At 53.3% G+C, this 17,622-nt stretch carries 21 protein-coding genes and 1 tRNA gene; 18 read left to right on the forward strand and 4 right to left on the reverse strand.

The features are described 5' to 3' along the window. The first annotated feature begins 102 nt into the window (after positions 1-102). The 12 genes from secY to prfA all read left to right on the forward strand — a co-directional run bounded on the left by secY (position 103) and on the right by prfA (position 7,943). Positions 103-1,422 carry a preprotein translocase subunit SecY gene (secY, locus tag SIB66_RS00610; RefSeq protein WP_011826922.1) on the forward strand — a complete coding sequence of 440 codons (1,320 nt, stop codon included), beginning with the start codon at positions 103-105 and terminating at the stop codon, positions 1,420-1,422. Positions 1,423-1,462: 40 nt separating this feature from the next. Then, positions 1,463-2,011 (forward strand): adenylate kinase, encoded by a 549-nt coding sequence (locus SIB66_RS00615; RefSeq protein WP_063407247.1) that lies wholly within the window; start codon positions 1,463-1,465, stop codon positions 2,009-2,011. Between the two features lie 46 nt (positions 2,012-2,057). Then, complete coding sequence (gene rpmJ, locus SIB66_RS00620; protein WP_011131119.1) at positions 2,058-2,171, forward strand: 50S ribosomal protein L36; 114 nt, start codon at positions 2,058-2,060, stop codon at positions 2,169-2,171. A 108-nt stretch (positions 2,172-2,279) separates the two neighbouring features. Beyond that, complete coding sequence (rpsM, locus tag SIB66_RS00625; protein WP_011131120.1) at positions 2,280-2,645, forward strand: 30S ribosomal protein S13; 366 nt, start codon at positions 2,280-2,282, stop codon at positions 2,643-2,645. A gap of 63 nt (positions 2,646-2,708) precedes the next feature. Next, positions 2,709-3,101, forward strand: a complete 393-nt coding sequence (gene rpsK / locus SIB66_RS00630; protein WP_011826926.1) for a 30S ribosomal protein S11 — start codon at positions 2,709-2,711, stop codon at positions 3,099-3,101. 47 nt (positions 3,102-3,148) lie between these two features. Next, complete coding sequence (locus SIB66_RS00635; protein WP_063396903.1) at positions 3,149-4,087, forward strand: DNA-directed RNA polymerase subunit alpha; 939 nt, start codon at positions 3,149-3,151, stop codon at positions 4,085-4,087. A gap of 39 nt (positions 4,088-4,126) precedes the next feature. Then, positions 4,127-4,477, forward strand: a complete 351-nt coding sequence (gene rplQ, locus SIB66_RS00640) for a 50S ribosomal protein L17 (RefSeq protein WP_011131123.1) — start codon at positions 4,127-4,129, stop codon at positions 4,475-4,477. A 38-nt stretch (positions 4,478-4,515) separates the two neighbouring features. Beyond that, entirely contained in the window at positions 4,516-5,430 is a 915-nt protein-coding gene (truA, locus tag SIB66_RS00645) for a tRNA pseudouridine(38-40) synthase TruA (protein WP_063407248.1), read from the forward strand. Between the two features lie 174 nt (positions 5,431-5,604). Next, positions 5,605-6,057 (forward strand): 50S ribosomal protein L13, encoded by a 453-nt coding sequence (gene rplM / locus SIB66_RS00650; protein WP_011131125.1) that lies wholly within the window; start codon positions 5,605-5,607, stop codon positions 6,055-6,057. Then, entirely contained in the window at positions 6,054-6,461 is a 408-nt protein-coding gene (rpsI, locus tag SIB66_RS00655; protein ID WP_011826929.1) for a 30S ribosomal protein S9, read from the forward strand. The genes rplM and rpsI overlap by 4 nt, the downstream gene beginning before the upstream one ends. A gap of 48 nt (positions 6,462-6,509) precedes the next feature. Beyond that, on the forward strand, positions 6,510-6,791 hold the full coding sequence (gene rpmE / locus SIB66_RS00660; protein WP_063407249.1) for a 50S ribosomal protein L31: 282 nt from the start codon (positions 6,510-6,512) through the stop codon (positions 6,789-6,791). Positions 6,792-6,845: 54 nt separating this feature from the next. Beyond that, the gene (gene prfA / locus SIB66_RS00665; protein WP_063407250.1) at positions 6,846-7,943 is read left to right on the forward strand and encodes a peptide chain release factor 1; all 1,098 of its coding nucleotides are present in this window, start codon (positions 6,846-6,848) and stop codon (positions 7,941-7,943) included. Here prfA and SIB66_RS00670 read toward each other — a convergent pair. Then, a complete protein-coding gene (locus SIB66_RS00670) occupies positions 7,921-8,466 on the reverse strand; it encodes an HNH endonuclease (protein ID WP_063407251.1) in 546 nt (181 codons plus the stop codon). The two genes, prfA and SIB66_RS00670, sit on opposite strands and share 23 nt — an antisense overlap. 73 nt (positions 8,467-8,539) lie before the next feature. Here SIB66_RS00670 and alr point away from each other — a divergent pair, with 73 nt between their 5' ends. Both alr and SIB66_RS00680 read left to right on the forward strand, forming a co-directional pair. Next, positions 8,540-9,736 (forward strand): alanine racemase, encoded by a 1,197-nt coding sequence (gene alr, locus SIB66_RS00675; RefSeq protein WP_063407252.1) that lies wholly within the window; start codon positions 8,540-8,542, stop codon positions 9,734-9,736. Between the two features lie 64 nt (positions 9,737-9,800). Continuing rightward, positions 9,801-9,889 (forward strand) — tRNA-Ser (locus tag SIB66_RS00680). Between the two features lie 716 nt (positions 9,890-10,605). Here the strand turns inward: SIB66_RS00680 and SIB66_RS00685 are convergent. After that, positions 10,606-11,493, reverse strand: coding sequence for a serine hydrolase (locus SIB66_RS00685; RefSeq protein ID WP_063407254.1), 888 nt, complete (start codon positions 11,491-11,493; stop codon positions 10,606-10,608). Positions 11,494-11,511: 18 nt separating this feature from the next. On the opposite strand from SIB66_RS00685, the gene SIB66_RS00690 reads away from it, so the two are divergent. Together SIB66_RS00690 and SIB66_RS00695 are read left to right on the forward strand one after the other, a co-directional pair. Continuing rightward, positions 11,512-12,264 carry a C40 family peptidase gene (locus SIB66_RS00690; protein WP_063407255.1) on the forward strand — a complete coding sequence of 251 codons (753 nt, stop codon included), beginning with the start codon at positions 11,512-11,514 and terminating at the stop codon, positions 12,262-12,264. A gap of 43 nt (positions 12,265-12,307) precedes the next feature. Beyond that, entirely contained in the window at positions 12,308-13,270 is a 963-nt protein-coding gene (locus SIB66_RS00695; RefSeq protein ID WP_063407662.1) for a glycosyltransferase family 2 protein, read from the forward strand. On the opposite strand, the gene SIB66_RS00700 is transcribed toward SIB66_RS00695, so the two are convergent. Beyond that, positions 13,228-13,707 (reverse strand): hypothetical protein, encoded by a 480-nt coding sequence (locus SIB66_RS00700; RefSeq protein WP_063407256.1) that lies wholly within the window; start codon positions 13,705-13,707, stop codon positions 13,228-13,230. The two genes, SIB66_RS00695 and SIB66_RS00700, sit on opposite strands and share 43 nt — an antisense overlap. A 141-nt stretch (positions 13,708-13,848) precedes the next feature. Between SIB66_RS00700 and SIB66_RS00705 the strand changes: the two genes are divergently transcribed. Together SIB66_RS00705 and SIB66_RS00710 are read left to right on the forward strand one after the other, a co-directional pair. After that, the gene (locus SIB66_RS00705) at positions 13,849-13,965 is read left to right on the forward strand and encodes a photosystem I reaction center subunit VIII (protein WP_011131134.1); all 117 of its coding nucleotides are present in this window, start codon (positions 13,849-13,851) and stop codon (positions 13,963-13,965) included. Between the two features lie 44 nt (positions 13,966-14,009). After that, entirely contained in the window at positions 14,010-14,573 is a 564-nt protein-coding gene (locus SIB66_RS00710) for a photosystem I reaction center protein subunit XI (RefSeq protein WP_011131135.1), read from the forward strand. A gap of 785 nt (positions 14,574-15,358) precedes the next feature. Here SIB66_RS00710 and psaB read toward each other — a convergent pair. Further along, entirely contained in the window at positions 15,359-17,608 is a 2,250-nt protein-coding gene (psaB, locus tag SIB66_RS00715) for a photosystem I core protein PsaB (protein WP_011131136.1), read from the reverse strand. Positions 17,609-17,622 lie beyond the last annotated feature (14 nt).

A 17,622-nucleotide genomic window follows, 5' to 3' on the forward strand; every position in this document is an offset into this window, starting at 1 on the left:
TTCCAAGTCAATACATCTGCATGTCTATGGTCTGAGCAGTCCGACGAGTCTTCGGTCAACGGACTGCTTTATTGCTTCAAACCAACCCAATCCCTTCTCTCAATGCTCGTCAGTCGGGGTCGCAACCCCAGTGCCGCTGAAGTCATCAGCCAATTGGTGCGCAACCCAGAGCTGCGCGGCAGAGTGCTGACCACCCTGGGATTACTTCTTTTTATTCGCCTTGGCATCTACATCCCAATGCCAGGTATTGATCGGGTGGCCTTTCAGAGCTTCCTGCAACAGGGCGGACAACTGATCGGCTTTCTAGACATTTTCACCGGTGGAGGGATCTCCACTCTGGGGATTTTCGCTCTTGGGATCCTCCCATTCATCAACGCCTCAATCATTCTCCAGTTACTCACAGCAGCCTTACCCCAACTAGAGGACCTGCAAAAAAACGAAGGCGAGGCTGGTCGTCGCAAGATCGCACAGATCACGCGCTATGTAGCTCTTGGCTGGGGTCTAGTTCAAAGTGTGATTTTTGCCCTGATCCTCCGCCAGTACGCCGTTGAAGGGCTCAGTGAGGTCGTCTTTGTCGTTCAGACAGCCCTGGCATTAGTAACAGGCTCCATGATCGTGATGTGGATGAGCGAAATCATCACTGACCGAGGGATTGGTCAAGGGGCGTCCCTTGTGATCTTCCTGAACATCGTTGCCACCCTGCCAAAAGCACTGGCTTCAACGATTGAAAAAGCACAAACCGGCGATCGCGGTGATGTGGTCGGCATCATTGTGCTCGTGATGGTTTTCCTAATGACAATCGTTGGGATCATCTTCGTGCAGGAGGGATCACGCCGTCTGCCGATTGTGAGCGCAAAACGACAGATAGGTGGAACCAATTTGCTACCAAACCGCCAGAGCTATCTACCTCTGAAGCTGAATGCTGGTGGTGTGATGCCAATCATTTTTGCTTCTGCACTGATCTTTCTACCAATCACCATTGCAAACTTCACCAAAAACCCTTTACTCATCAGGGCTGCAAGCACTCTTAACCCAGGTGCCGCTAATCCATGGCCCTATGCCTTGGTGTTTTTCGCGCTAATTGTCGGCTTTTCTTACTTTTACGCCTCACTCACCATCAATCCAATAGACATCGCCACAAACCTCAAACGGGGAGGCGTGGCCATCCCAGGAGTGAGGCCAGGCAGTGCTACAGCGAACTACCTATCCGGGGTTCAGAACCGACTCACCCTGCTGGGCGGACTTTTCCTCGGTGCAGTTGCGATCATTCCCGCCGCGGTGGAACGCGCCACCAACGTTCAGACCTTTCAAGGCCTCGGAGCTACGTCACTGCTGATCCTTGTAGGTGTTGCCATCGACACCGCAAAACAAGTTCAGACCTATGTGATTTCTCAACGCTACGAAGGCCTTGTCCGCCAATGAACGATTCCCCACTTCGTCTGAAAGCCCTTTTTTGCCATCCATGAAGCAACGTCTCCTATTCCTAGGGCCCCCTGGCGCAGGCAAAGGGACCCAGGCTGAACGTCTCTGCGCAGCCCATGAATTAATGCACCTATCTACTGGTGATTTACTGCGTACTGAGGTCGGCGCCAAAACACCCCTTGGTCAGGAGGCGGCTGCTGTTATGAACCGAGGCGAGCTGGTCAGCGATGAGCTGGTACTTGCCATCGTCGAAAACCAACTCAAGAACCAAAGTGGTGGTTGGCTCTTGGATGGTTTTCCACGCACCTTGATCCAAGCCACAGCACTCGAACCCTTACTTGAGGAACTCAAGCAACCAATTGAGGCTGTTGTACTACTGGAACTAAACGATGCAGTGTTAATTGAACGGTTAATTTCCCGAGGCCGGAGTGATGACAACGAAAGCGTGATTCGTAATCGCCTTGAGGTCTACCGCGAGAAAACAGCCCCCCTCATCGACCATTACCGCCAACAAGGACTGCTGCAAACGGTGGAAGCCCACGGCAGTATCGAATCAATCGCTATCAGCATCGAAAAATCCTTATGTTGACCTACGTGGTATGGTTGCCGTTTGGAAATTTGGAGAGCCACACTCCATGAAGGTGCGTGCCTCGGTCAAGAAAATGTGTGACAAATGCCGGGTGATCCGCCGCCACGGCAGGGTCATGGTGATCTGCTCCACCCCTAAGCACAAGCAGCGTCAGGGATAACTCCCTGTTGCTCATTGGTGATTGAACACCCCTGAATTGGGCCTTCAATCATCACCAACCTTTCTCGCCACCATCGGCGACCCCTATCCCCCCTCGAGTAACTGCTAAGTGGCACGGATTGCTGGCGTAGACATACCCCGTGACAAGCGGGTTGAAGTTGCACTCACATACATCTATGGAATTGGTCTAACCCGCGCCAAAACCATCCTGACCAAATCTGACGTCAATCCGGACATCCGAGTCAAGGATCTGGAAGATGGAGATGTGCAGAAGCTGCGTACGGCCTTAGAAGCCTTCACGATTGAAGGAGACCTTCGACGCCAAGAAGGCATGGCCCTCAAGCGACTGCAAGATATTGGTTGCCTTCGGGGACGTCGACACCGCATGAGCCTCCCAGTTCGCGGTCAACGCACCAGAACCAATGCACGTACCAGGCGCGGCGCACGCAAAACCGTGGCTGGAAAGAAAAAATAAGCAACATCTATTTGCGCTGCCCAGGCAGACCCTCCCAAAACCGTATCTACCAGGCCCCAGCCCATGGCCAAACCCACCAAAAAAACAGGTTCCAAAAAGACCAAGCGCAATGTCCCCAATGGCGTTGCACATATTCAGAGCACCTTCAACAACACCATCGTCTCAATCACCGATACAGCTGGGGAAGTTATCGCCTGGTCATCTGCTGGAGCCAGTGGCTTCAAGGGTGCTCGTAAGGGCACCCCCTTTGCCGCTCAAACTGCAGCTGAAGCTGCAGCTCGTAGGGCACTCGAACAGGGCATGCGTCAGATCGAGGTACTAGTCCGTGGACCCGGCTCCGGCCGTGAAACCGCCATCCGCGCCCTGCAGGTGGCAGGCCTCGAAATCACTCTTATTAGAGACGTCACCCCACTCCCCCATAACGGTTGCCGTCGGCCCAAACGCCGGCGCGTCTGAACCGCGTTTCACTCCCTAGCTCCTGCCCTCTCTCCCCGCTTCAGACCGTGCTGCAATACCAGATCGACCGGATCGAGCATCAAGTTGCCGATGATCGCGCCCAAACAGGCGTCTTCCTCATTGGACCGCTCGAACGCGGGCAAGCCACCACGCTTGGCAATTCCCTCCGCAGGGTGCTGATGGGGGGCCTTGAGGGCAGCGCCATCACCGCTGTCCGCATTGCCGGTGTCAACCACGAGTACGCGACCATCCCAGGAGTCCGAGAAGATGTGCTCGACATCCTGTTGAACTGCAAACAACTGTCGGTAAACAGTCGAACGAGTGAACTAGAGATTGGGCGACTTGTGGTTACCGGCCCTGCCCAGGTCAAAGCTAAAGACCTGCAGTTCTCCTCACAAGTCCAAGTGGTAGATGGAGACCGCCAAATTGCCACTGTGCATGAGGGTCACAGCCTTGAGTTAGAAGTTCATGTTGAGCGGGGGATCGGTTACCGGCCTGTTGATCGCCACAACGAAGACATAAGCGCCATTGATCTACTGCAGATCGATGCTGTGTTCATGCCCGTCCGTCGGGTGAACTTCACCATCGACGAGACTGCCGTCGCAGAAGGAGGATCTACCCGCGAGAGGCTGCGCATAGAAATTGTCACCGATGGTTCAACTACACCAGATGATGCCCTTGCAGAGTCAGCTAACCAACTGATCGAACTCTTTCAGCCCCTTGCCACCGTCACAATGGTGGAAGAACCAGGCCTGGAACCCGAGCCTTCCGCTGAATCACAGATCCCCCTTGAAGAGCTCAACCTCTCTGTAAGGGCTTACAACTGCCTCAAGCGAGCCCAGGTGAACTCAGTTTCTGATCTGATGGGCTTTAGCTACGAAGACCTGCTTGAGATCAAGAACTTCGGCTCCAAGTCTGCAGACGAAGTCATCGAAGCCCTAGAGCGCATCGGCATCTCAATTCCACAAAGCCGCACCAGCGCCTAGCCGTTTTTACATTCCCGCCCCAGCGCACCACCGAGAACCATGCGTCACCAATGTCGAGTCCCAAAGCTTGGGCGCCCAACTGATCAACGCAAAGCCATGCTTCGCGGTCTGACCACTCAACTCATCCGTGAAGGCCGTGTCACAACAACAAAAGCCAGAGCCAAGGCCCTTCGGGACGAAGCTGAACGCATGATCACTCTTGCGAAGAACGGGAGCCTGGCATCAAGACGCCGCGCCATCGGATACATCTACGACAAGCAACTGGTTCATGCGCTTTTCGACAAGGCCCAAGACCGTTATGGCGATCGTCAAGGCGGCTATACACGCATCATCCGTACGGTGCCTCGCCGCGGCGACAATGCTGAGATGGCAATCATAGAATTGGTCTAAAGCCTGGGAACAGTGACAACATGCTGGACTGATCAGCAATGTTCCCTAACTCCAAAGTCGAACTGCCAGAAAGTACGACAGTTCGACGGATTGGCCTCAGCGTGCAATATGAAGGCTCAAACTTTTGCGGCTGGCAGCGTCAACCACAAGCGGTGAGCGTTCAACAAGTACTTGAAGAGGCAATCTCCCAGCTTGATCCTCAGAGGCCTATTCAGGCCGTTGCAGCAGGCCGCACAGATGCTGGTGTCCATGCTGCGGGCCAAGTTGTGCACTTCGACTGCTGTGGTCCCATCCCAGCTGAACGCTGGGCACCTGCTCTAAACGGACGACTACCTAGCACGATTCGTGTGCGGGAAGCAGTAGCACGCCCAGCCTCCTGGCATGCATGTCATTCAGCCATATACCGAAGATATCGCTACACGATCTACAACGGTCGGCGACCCAATCTGTTCCTCACCCCCTGGAGCTGGCACCGCTACCACGTTCGTCTTGATGAAACCCTGATGCAAATAGCTCTAGAGGGGCTCCTTGGGTTGCAAGACCTCAGCGCTTTTCAACGGGCTGGTAGTCGACGAGCCCATGCCCGCACCACAGTTCAGGAGGTAAAGATTGAGCGTCAGGGAGATTTAATAATGATTGAGATCCAAGCCAGCGGCTTCCTCTATGGCATGGTGCGGCTGTTGATGGGCCAATTGGTGGCCTTAGGCGAACACCGACTTAATCTTCAGACCTTTGAGCGGCGCTGGAAGGAGAAACGCCGTCAAGAAGTGAAAGAAGCGGCACCAGCTCAGGGTCTTTGCCTCCTGCGTGCAGGATACGAAGAAGACATTTTCTCTAAAGGCGGTTGGTATGACTGCCAACCGCGCTATTCCCTCGGAGCAAATGATCCTCCTTTGGATCCTCCATCTGCACCGGAGGCAAGCGGAACTCCCACTACCACGCCTAACCCCTAGGGCAAACACAAGGGCTTCGCGAGCCATTACATGAGTGATCTTTTTGGATTTTCTCCCTTGAAAGGCTAAAGTTAGAGATCGAGCTTGATCAGGCTCAGTCCTAAATGTGCCTGATGCTCCCTGCCCAGCACTATCCCTTGCGATAGTGCATCTCCGAACCGGCATGCCGGCGTGATGAACAAGACCTCCGTTCCCTCAATTGATTCGATCGAACGCCAGTGGTTTCTGGTGGATGCAGAGAATCAGACTCTTGGCAGACTTGCTACTGAGGTGGCCTCCGTGCTTCGCGGCAAGAACAAGCCAAGCTTCACCCCTCACCTGGATACAGGTGACTTTGTTGTGGTGGTCAATGCGGACAAAATCAGAGTCAGCGGCAACAAGGCAAATCAAAAGCTCTACCGCCGTCACTCTGGCCGTCCAGGGGGGATGAAGGTTGAAACCTTCCAAGCGTTGCAGGATCGTCTACCTGAACGCATCGTCGAAAAAGCCATTAAAGGGATGCTTCCTCACAACGCCCTTGGCAGACAGTTGTTCCGCAAACTCAAGGTCTACCGCGGCCCGGAACATCCCCATTCCGCCCAGAGACCCCAAACCCTTCAGCTCAATCCCGCCGCTTCATCGCAATGAGCAGTTCCAATAACAGCGTTGTCTACTGGGGCACTGGCCGCCGCAAAACCTCAGTTGCCCGCGTTCGCCTTGTCCCTGGCACTGGCACGATCACCATCAATGGACGCCCCGGTGACCACTATCTGAACTTCAATCCCGCCTATCTCGCGGCAGTGAAAGCACCCCTGCAAACCCTTGGTCTAAACGAGCAATACGACGTCCTCGTCAACGTTCACGGTGGTGGACTCACCGGCCAAGCCGACGCCATCAAACAGGGTGCGGCACGAGCCCTGTGTGAGTTATCAGCAGACAACCGTAAACCGCTCAAAACTGAAGGCCATCTCAGTAGAGACCCCCGCGCCAAGGAACGTCGCAAGTACGGCCTCAAGAAAGCTCGCAAAGCTCCTCAGTTCTCCAAGCGCTGAGCCTTCACCCCTCCTACTTTTCCCTGACTGCCATCTCCTGATCCTGATATGCCTAAACCTGATATTCATCCCAACTGGTATCCCAACGCAAAGGTGATCTGCAATGGAGAGGTGGTGATGACCACCGGGTCCACCCAACCAGAACTCCACGTTGATGTGTGGAGTGGTAATCACCCCTTCTTTACCGGTACCCAGAAAATTCTTGATACTGAAGGACGCGTGGATCGCTTCATGCGCAAGTACGGCATGGGCAGTGCCGATGCTGCTGCGGATGAAAAAAAAACAGACGCCAAAAATAACAACAAGGACAACAGTTCTAAAGAAGACTGAGCTGTTGTCCTCAAAGACTTCGCCGGGTGCCAATAACATCCGCTGTTGATGGGTATGGACTCTTCAACCCTCATCACACGGCTGGAAACAGCCAAGACCAGTTTTCAAAGTCTGGAGCGCCAGCTAGCTGATCCCGATGTGGCAGCTGATCCCAAACTTCTTGAAAGTATTGCGCGAGAAAGAGCACGACTGGAACCCCTCGTACTCGATTTTGAAGCCCTCCAGCATGTGGAGCAAGAATGGCAAGAGACCAAGCAGCTACTACGAGAAAGTAGGGGTGATGAAGCCATGGAATCTTTAGCCCAGGAAGAGTTGCAACAACTAGAGGCACGCAAAACAGTCTTGGTGAGACGCCTCACCCTGGCCCTACTCCCAAGTGATCCTCGTGATCAACGCAGCGTCATGCTGGAGATCCGCGCCGGTGCAGGCGGAAACGAAGCCTGCCTATGGGCAGGTGATTTAGCCCGCATGTATGAGCGCTACGGTCAACGCATTGGCTGGTCAGTCCAACCGTTGAGTGCAACAGAGGCCGATTTGGGGGGATTCCGTGAGCTCATCCTCTCAATCAAAGGCGATGCCGTCTTCAGCCAACTGAAATTCGAAGCCGGCGTGCATCGAGTTCAACGAGTTCCTGCTACAGAATCCCAAGGTCGAGTGCACACCTCCACAGCAACAGTGGCCGTGATGCCAGAAGCTGATGCAGTGGAAGTGCAGATCGATCCCAGCGAACTAGAAATCAGCACTGCTCGCTCAGGCGGGGCTGGCGGACAAAATGTCAACAAGGTTGAAACGGCAGTGGACCTGCTCCACAAGCCCACCGGTATCAGGGTGTTCTGCACCCAGCAACGCTCCCAACTGCAGAACCGAGAACGTGCCATGGAAATCCTGAGAGCGAAGTTGCTGGAAAGACAAATTGCAGAAGCCAACGCGCGTGAAAGCTCAACGAGAAGAGCCCAAGTAGGAACTGGTGACCGCAGCGAAAAGATCCGCACCTACAACTACAAAGACAATCGCACCACTGACCACCGATTAGGACGCAATTTCTCCCTCGAGCCAGTGCTGACTGGCCAGCTGGAAGAGCTGATCGGCGCCTGCGTTGCCGAAGAGCAACGCCATCAACTGGAAGAACTCAGTCATCAGGAGGAAGACTAACGTTGAGGCTGGTATCACCAGAGCCCCAGCCGATTACATACTTTTCCCACTCGCTGTGTCGGCCCGAGTGAATCTGTCGAGTCGCCTCAAAACTGAGACTGCTGAGTGGTCGCCGCGGCAACCGATGTAGAGGCATTTCAGCCTCCTGAGGAGTACGGCTACCCTTACGTACATTGCAAATCAAGCAAGCCGTGGTGACGTTTTCCCAGGTATCGCTACCGCCACGGCTGCGAGGGATCACATGATCTATGGAGAGTTTCTCTCCTTGGTAACCGCAGTATTGGCAACAATGGCCATCGCGAAAAAACACATTTCGACGCGTCAGGGGCAATTGCCGAAAAGGCACCCGAACAAAATGCCGCAACCGAATCACCGTAGGGAGCATGGTGTCCTCGCGAATCATGCGTGAAGAATCCTGTTCCAGGCTCTCCGCCTTGCCCTTGAACATCATCACCAGGGCGCGTCGCCAGGTGGTGATATTCAGAGGCTCATAGGACGCGTTGAGTACGAGAACCTGGCTCATGCCAGCCCCCTGATTAAGCGCCATGCTACCGACACCCCAAGGGTGAGGTCATTCCCTTGTTTACCCTGCCAGCATGCGAGACCTGATCGCCCCACACGGTGATCTGCCTAGGGGCAAAAACTCTGTGCAGATGGCAAAAGCCGATCCACGTCAGCGCGCCTGGGTGGAAGTTAATCCCGCAGCTGTGGAAGCCAATTGCCGCAGCCTTCGGAGACACCTTTGTGAAAGTTGTGCCCTGATGGCCGTGGTGAAAGCTGATGGCTATGGCCATGGCGCTTTAACCGTAGCCCGAGCCGCCTTGAAAGGAGGAGCAAAAAGCCTTGGAGTAGCAACCCTCCAAGAAGGAATTGAGCTTCGTCAAGCCGGCCACAATGCTCCAGTGCTTGTGCTAGGCAATCTCACACATAGCGAAGACCTGAAAGCTTGCCTTCATTGGCAACTCATGCCCACACTCAGCAGTATGCGAGAGGCTCTGCTCTGCCAAAACCTTGCAGATGGCAGCGGCCGGCAATTCAGGATTCAGCTCAAAATCGATACTGGGATGACCCGCCTCGGCTGCGAGCTAAAGGAAGCTCCCAGGCTGGTGGAGGCGATAGGCCACCTCAATCAACTCGAATTAAAGGGTATCTATAGCCATTTAGCCCTGGCAGATGGGGATCTCCAAGGGAAAGCCGCAATGGTGACGGATCAGCAGCAGCAACACTTTGAGACGGTACTCAGAACGCTGCCAGAGCAACACAGTGGATTTGTGCGGCACCTTGCCAACTCCGCCGGCACCCTTCGCGATCGCGGACTCCACTACGACATGGTGCGAGTTGGTCTTGCTCTGTATGGCCACAGCCCCAACCAGCAACTGCAAGGGAAAGTAGACCTTCAGCCAGCTCTCAGCGTAAAAGCAAGGGTGACATTGATAAGGGATGTGCCTGCAGGTGTGGGAGTGAGTTACGGCCATCGCTTCACCACACGACGCCCCAGTCGCCTAGCAGTCGTAGGAATCGGCTATGCCGACGGGGTCAGCCGATCCCTATCAGGCCAAATCTCTGCAATAGCCGATGGTCAGCTTCTCCCACAGGTTGGCGCCATCACCATGGATCAACTCGTGCTTGATGCCACAAATCACCCCGACCTAGAGGTAGGAAGCATCGTGACCCTCCTAGGCAAGGACGGCGACGCCTGTATTACACCACAACAATGGAGTGATCTCAGTGGATCAATTCCATGGGAGGTGCTCTGCAGCTTCAAACATCGACTACCCAGACTGGTGATTTGACACCAAACCCAGACAACTAAAACAAAGCACTAGAGGTGGGTATTGGTAGGGTATGTATGCCGCTGGAGAGGTGGCCGAGTGGTTGAAGGCGGCTCCCTGCTAAGGAGTTACAGGAGGCAACTCTTGTCGAGGGTTCGAATCCCTCCCTCTCCGTTGAAAGTCAGTTTCCGAGAGTGCCAGGCACTCCTCAAACGGCTTTAATCGACTGCCATCAAACAGTTCCTGCGTGTCAAACGGATTTGCGCCGTTTAGACCAGCTGCAAGCTTGTGTTGTCCAAGAAGCTATCCAATAATCGGCAAGAATTTTTCTTCGTGGCGCGGCAAATCCCTTTGCCTGCAAAAGCATGCAAGGAATTCGTTGTCCAATTCTGCGTAACGTTCAGCGAAAGCTCTCCAGCCCGACAAAAGCAGGCAATGAAAACATCTAGAAAGCTTATTATTTTTTACTCAACCAACCAAGCTGGGGTTGAAAGCATTAAGCATCTAACAAATTCCCTACCGTTTGACCCCTCTAAAGGCGATTTGTTAAATGGGGCATAGCAGGAGGACTTGCCTTCTCTACTTAAGCATAGAGCTCCCAAAGTATGTGTGAGCATTTAACTCCAAGCAAAATATATATATCTTTTCTCCAAACTAATCCCGCTTTAACCGACTTGACTGAATCGATCCACTCAAGCCCCGCCAAACGAGAAAGGCGGGGGCACCTTTAAAAAGGTAAAAGGACCTAAATTCACTAGATCAATTGCTAACAAAGGCTTTATCTATATAGATAAATACAATTAAGACATGTGCTTTCTACTTTATACCGCTTTCACTCAAATTCAACTTTTTGTCGTTTGATTTACTTAGAGGCCTCAATTCTTTTAACCCTATAGCTTGCTGAGTTCGCGAGCTATTGCCGGCAAGAGGGTTGTGTCATTAGCTCGCTCCCTGCCTTGAGTGAAGACCACCAAAAGCATCGGCCTGCCTCCTTGTAAAGACCACCAAGCCGCATCATGACGAGCCTGACTCATCCAGCCAGCCTTACTCCACAAACTGGATCCCACCGGCAAACCTTCTCCAAGAAATCCATCCACCTGATTCTCTGGATCAGCCTTGCGCTGCATGAGATCAATAGACCTTGAAAGAAGCTGACGCAAGCGCTTGCAGGCCAACGGAGACACCAAAGCATCAGTCATCACTGACTCAAGCAGGCGAGCTGTAGCTGCAGTGGTTAACGCATTGCGATTCCCGAGACCTACGCCATAAAAATCTCGCTCTCGACCATAAGGTCCATCACCCCAGGTCTTCTGGCAACAGTTCACCTTTTCCAACTCTTCCCAGCCCAACCCTTGCAGCCAGTCGTTCACCAGGTGCCGCTGCTGCTGCCAAGTCTGCCAGGATTCTCCCAGCAGCGATGGGCCGCTTGTCGTGCCGGTAAGCAAATCCAACACAAGGCTGGTGGCGTCATTACTCGAATCAGCAATCATGTCTCGCATCGCCCGACGAAGCTCATCGGCCTCTGGCAACAGGTCCCGCTGGAGCCATGCCTCAGCAGCAAGGGCATAGACAAGCTTGACCACACTGGCAGGGAAAAGAATGCGCTGATCCGACCAACCGGCCCCCGAGCCACTGCCGGGAGTTGGATCAGAACAGTCATAACGAACCCAACTGATCGCCACGCTGTTATGAAGGCCAGGGCGCCTCTCTGCCTCCAATCGATCTAACAGCCCCTTTAGCTGAGCCTGCATAGCACTATCGGGGCGGTAGAACGCCATTGCTAATCACTTCAGGCAATGCCGACCCTAGGCACCCCAATCACCACTGACCTTCTTGCTCCAGGCAGCTGCTGGCAACTGCAAAAGGGAGTCAACGGTTATGCCGGTGTCGAAGGAGCAGGACTGGCCACCCAGGCGGCCGCAGGCCGAAGCTTTGAAGTGCTCGATGCAGCGAAGCCCAACAAATATCAACAGCCATTAACACGGCTAAGGGTGCGGCTACTGGAAGACGGATACCCCTGCTGGATTGATCTGCGCGAAGTGAACGGCCAGATCATTCAACGGGGAAGCTGGCGACCTCAACTGCTTGCCATCAGAGAGATCCAGCAACGACTAGCGGCTGTGATGACCTGGGTGGAGGCAGCAGCCAACCAGCCAAACACTTACTTATGGGGCGGCAGCATCGGGCCAGATTTTGACTGCTCTGGCCTTGTACAGACCGCCTTTGCTAGTCAAGGCATCTGGCTGCCGCGCGACGCCTATCAGCAGGAAAGCTTCTGTACGCCAATAACTGTGCAACCTGACAACACCAAACAACTCCGCCCTGGAGATCTGATTTTCTTCGGCAGTCGAAAACGCTGCAGCCACGTTGGCGTATATGGAGGCAACGGAAGCTACTGGCATAGCTCCGGTAAAGAGCATGGACGCAACGGCATCGGTTTCGACCGGCTGCCTGCCAAAGACACCCATCCAGTGGCCTGCTACTACCGAGCTGAGCTGCGCGGGGCGGGGCGAGTGGAACGCTGCCATGACGGAACCACCCTCCCCTGAAGGGCAGCGCCTAAGTTGCTCTCTACTGCGGAAGGCCTCCGGCATGCCCTCGCCCATGGACCTCTCAGTCGTAGTGCCCCTCTTCAACGAAGAGGAAAGCCTGCCAAAGTTGATAGATCAACTCCTTGCAGCCTTACGCCCTACTGGTGAAATCTTCGAGCTGGTGCTGGTGAATGATGGCTCCACCGACGGAACCGCCAAGGTGCTGGAGCAGCTAAGTATTAAAACACCAGAACTGGTGGGCGTACTTCTACGCAAAAACTATGGCCAAACGGCTGCCATGGCTGCAGGGTTCGACGTATCCCAAGGTGAAGTGATTGTCAGCATCGATGGCGATCTCCAAAACGATCCCGCCGATATCCCGCTACTCCTTTCGAAGTTGCGTGAGGGATACGACCTCGTGAGCGGCTGGCGTCATCAACGCCAGGATGCTTCCCTAAAGCGCAAGCTGCCCTCAAAAATTGCCAATCGCCTGATCGGCCGAGTTATCGGTGTACGGCTGCATGACTACGGCTGCTCACTGAAAGCCTATCGGAAAGAAATCCTGACGGATATGCGTCTCTACGGAGAGCTGCACCGCTTCCTGCCGGCTTTGGCCTTTATCGAAGGGGCTCTGATCACCGAAGTGAAAGTCAACCACCGTGCACGCCAATACGGCAATAGCAAGTACGGGATCGATCGCACCTTCCGCGTGTTGATGGACCTATTCACGGTGTGGTTTATGAAGCGCTTTCTGACCAGACCGATGTACGTCTTCGGCTTCGGCGGGTTGCTCGCCATGGGCGGGAGCCTGCTGACGAGTATCTATTTACTGGCGATCAAGCTGATGGGAGAAGACATTGGCAACCGCCCACTACTCACCATGGCTGTGGTACTCGGCCTGACTGGAGTCCAATTGTTCTGCTTTGGTCTACTAGGCGAGTTGGTCATGCGCACCTACCACGAAAGCCAAGGGCGACCGATCTACCGCATACGGGCGACGTTGCGCGGCGGCGGTACATCATGAATTAGCTCTGCACGCGGCTTACCTCGATAGCCTTCAAGTGCTGCCGCTGCAGCAGCTACAACGCGGCCATCGGAGTCGTGCAGTCCCTGCCGTAGCAATGACATAACTGAAACATGACCCCAGAGGCCTGCCAGGGTCACAGCCTCTAATCGTTGCTCAGGGCCGGCAGCCATGGCCTCACGTAACTTCCTTTGCAGAGTAAGGCGTTCAAGAGATGTAGCCGGCGAATTCCATGTGACCGGACTCTCAAGGGCTAACGAAGTGGAATCCTCAGATCCCTGCCCTTGAGGCTTGGCTAGCGTTAGCTGAACACGATTCAAAGCAGCCACGCTGCTGGCGTCGGTACTGCTCAGCAGGAGCTTGCGAGGGCGTCTACCCAAACCCCAGAGCACCAGCGTGAGAGCTAAAACAGCAGCACCAGCAAACAGTTGATTCATTGAAAGATGGCTCGTTGAAACAGCGGTAACCGATGATGAGCCCGATAGTGATGGATTGAACTTTTATGTCGCCAACAGGACCTGAATAGGCCCTATTCAAAGGCGATCTATACAGTAGCTATGGAACCTTTGGCTGACGCCATGACAAGTGATTTTGCTGCCACCTGGCTGCCTGCGGTGTTTGTACCCCTGATTGTGCTAGTGACACCGGCAATTTTCATTGTCCTAGTGGGTCGCCATATCACAGCTACCGATTGAGCTGTAGACGCTTAACCCCAGCCAACCGACTCCCCTAATGCCGAATGACTGACGAGAACCTGCCTCTAGGCCCCAAGACGCTCAACGAAAAGTACCGTGACCGAGGGCACGTAGAAGAGTGGGCTGTGCAGCCTGCTGCTGACCCCTGCGTCGGAAACCTGGCCACTCCAGTCAATAGTGGCTACTTCGTGAAAGCCTTAGTCAACAATCTTCCCCTCTATCGCGAGGGTATTTCTGCAAACTTCCGCGGCTTGGAAACTGGAGCCGCGATCGGCTACTTCATTTACGGTCCCTTCCTTGTAATGGGTCCGTTAAGAACTACCGATTTTGCTACAACCGCAGCTTTATTGGCAACAGTTGGAGCAGTGCATATCCTTACTGCTCTTTTAGTGCTTTACAACGTCCCCGGCAAGGCACCCACCGTGCCACCCCCGGACGTAACTGTTGCCAACCCTCCTGCCGACCTGTTCACAAGGAAAGGCTGGGCCGACTTCACAAGTGGCTTTTGGCTGGGTGGCTGCGCGGGCGCAGCCTTTGCATGGTTCCTATGCAACACTTTGCACATGCAACCACTGCTGAATGTTCCCATGAATGTCTGGGCTTCTTAAGAATCAAGAAGCTTTCACATCATTAAATCGAAAAGTAGAAAACCTTCTCCTGGGGTTGCTTGATTGCTTCCCCAGGTTTTTTTATTGCTTAAGAATAGCCAAGGCATGCTGAAAGGCCAATGATTAAAGGTGTGGCAAGGTTGAAATAAGAAACCTTCCTATAGCCTTCTTAAGCCAATCTCTTTAAGGATTTTCTGCCTCTCCTTCGCGAGGCAGAAAATCCCCACCCAACTTCAAAATCTTAGGCCTTGGGAGAAAAAGACACTAAGAAAACTAAGGCGAGCTTAGAGAATCGCATGAGGGCGATAGACAATTAGGGGCATTGGCGCCTCCTCACAGCGAGCAAACTTACAGAACAAATGGGCCTACATTCGCATCTTGGTATTCGCCAATACAAAGAGAGATGAAAGCCTAATCTGAGCAAAACCACATAACAAGATTCCCTAAACCAACTTGTATACACAAAACAGATTAACTCAGAGACAAGATAGCCCATAGAAAGCGCATAAAAAGAGACCCTCTATCTGACATGAACCAACTTTTGATGGCTTTCAATTGGCATCCTTTGATCAATTAAGCCAATCAAAGCCAAACACTTTGGCCAGACAGCCTCAAAGAATTTGACCAACCATTTCCATGGCATTACTTGACCAATAAGGTATTTTACAAGCCAATACTCTAAGAAGAAATGCATCCAACAAAGCAAGAAAAAACCCCGTCAAGTAAAACCTGACGGGGAATTATCTTTCTGCCGATGAATCGACTAACTAACTAGCGAGGGGATGTTATCCAAACTTGCTAGCTGTAGATGCAATCACAAAGGCACCGAACGTAAAGATGTTCCCCACTGCAAAGTGAGTCACACCAACAAGACGGGCCTGCACGATCGAAAGAGCTACTGGCTTATCACGCCATCCAACCAGGTTGGCAATCGGAGAGCGTTGATGAGCCCAAACGAGAGTCTCGATCAGCTCCTGCCAATAACCCCTCCAAGAGATCAGGAACATGAATCCTGTTGCCCAGACCAAATGGCCTGCAAGGAACATGTATGCCCAAGGGGAGAGATTATTAATCCCGAATGGGTTATAGCCATTGATGATCTGGGAACTATTGATCCAGAGATAATCCCTGAACCAACCCATTAAGTGGGTACTGGACTCATTGAACTGAGCCATATTGCCCTGCCAAGCGGCAAGGTGCTTCCAGTGCCAGTAATAAGTTGCCCAAGCAATGGTATTCAGTGCCCAGAAAATAGCCATGTAAGTGGAGTCCCACGCAGAGATGTCGCAGGTGCCGCCACGTCCAGGGCCATCACAAGCAAAGGCATAGCCGAAGTCCTTTTTGTCGGGCATCAGCTTGGAACCTCTTGCATCAAGTGCACCCTTGATCAAGATCAATGCAGTGGTGTGAAGACCCAAGGCAATGCCATGGTGAACCAGGAAGTCTCCTGGGCCAATAGGCATGAAGTTGGAAACCTCTGGACTGGCATTAATCAGATCCATCCAGTAGTGATCCCCAGGCATCCCAGCCGCAGCCAAGGATGGGGCACTATTTGCATTCGCAAGCAGCACATCAAGGCCATACATGACCTTGCCACTAGCGGCCTGAATGAACTGAGCAAAGATGGGCTCAACAAGGATCTGCTTTTCGGGGGTTCCGAAAGCAATCACCACATCGTTGTGGAGATACAGCGCCAGGGTATGGAAACCGAGGAGCATGCAAACCCAGCTCAAGTGACTGATCAGTGCTTCTTTGGTTTCTAAGACCCTTGCAAGAACATTGTCCTTATTGGCCTCAGGGTCATAGTCACGGACAAAGAAGATTGCTCCGTGGGAGAAGGCACCGCACATCAGGAAGATGGCGATGTACTGATGGTGGGTGTAAAGAGCTGCCTGAGTGGTGTAGTCCTGCGCAATGAAGGCATACGAGGGCAAGGCGCCCATGTGATGCGCTACAAGACTGGCTGCTGTACCTAGACAGGCAAGAGCAAGACCAAGTTGGAAGTGCAGGGAGTTGTTGATCGTATCGGTGATCCCGTTGTGATTGAGACCGTAGTGACCGATTTTTTCTCGGAAACCATCCTTATGAGGATCATTGGGATGATTGGTGTTGTGACCGTCGGTGATTTCCTTAAAGGTATGGCCAATACCGAAACTGTTCCGGTACATATGGCCACCGATGATCATGAAGACACCGATCGCAATGTGGTGGTGCGAGATGTCAGTCAGCCAAAGGGCACCACTCTGTGGATGAACACCACCTAGGAAAGTAAGGATGGCCGTGCCAGCGCCTTCAGAAGTACCAAAGGCATGATTCAAAGAATCAGGATTCTGTGCATAGGCTCCCCAGTTTCCTGTGAAGAATGGGGTCAACCCTTCAGGGTGTGGGAGAACTGTGAGGAAGTTGTCCCAACCGACGTGCTGACCACGTGATTCAGGAATGGCCACGTGAACGAGGTGACCAGTCCAGGCGATGTTGGTGAAACCGAACAACACTGCGAGGTGATGATTCATCATCGCCTCAGCGTTCTTGAACCACGCCAGCGAAGGACGGAACTTTGGCTGTAAATGCAGCCAACCACCGAACAAGAGCCAAGCAACCAGGATGTCAATGAAGATGGCGCCCTGGTAAAGCTCTGTATTGGTGCGCATTCCGATGGTGTACCACCAGTGGTACAAACCGGAATAGCAAATGTTTACTGGACGGGAAGCACCCGCTTGAGTCAAAGCATCAGTGATGCCTTGACCGAAGTGAGGATCCCAAATTGCGTGGGCAATAGGTTGAACATTTTGTGGGTCGGCGACCCACTGTTCGAAGTTGCCCTGCCAGGCGATATGGAACAGGTTTCCTGCAACCCATAGGCCAATAACAGCCAGATGACCGAAATGGGTAGAGAACAGCTTTTGGTAAAGCCGTTCTTCGGTCATGCCGTCGTGGCTCTCGAAGTCGTGAGCCGTGGCTATGCCGTACCAAATACGGCGGGTTGTAGGGTCCTGTGCCAGACCCTGGCTGAACGAAGGAAATTTCGTTGCCATGTGGGGAAAGGTCA

Source organism: Prochlorococcus sp. MIT 1318 (genome assembly GCF_047304505.1).
Lineage (GTDB): Bacteria > Cyanobacteriota > Cyanobacteriia > PCC-6307 > Cyanobiaceae > Prochlorococcus > Prochlorococcus marinus_D.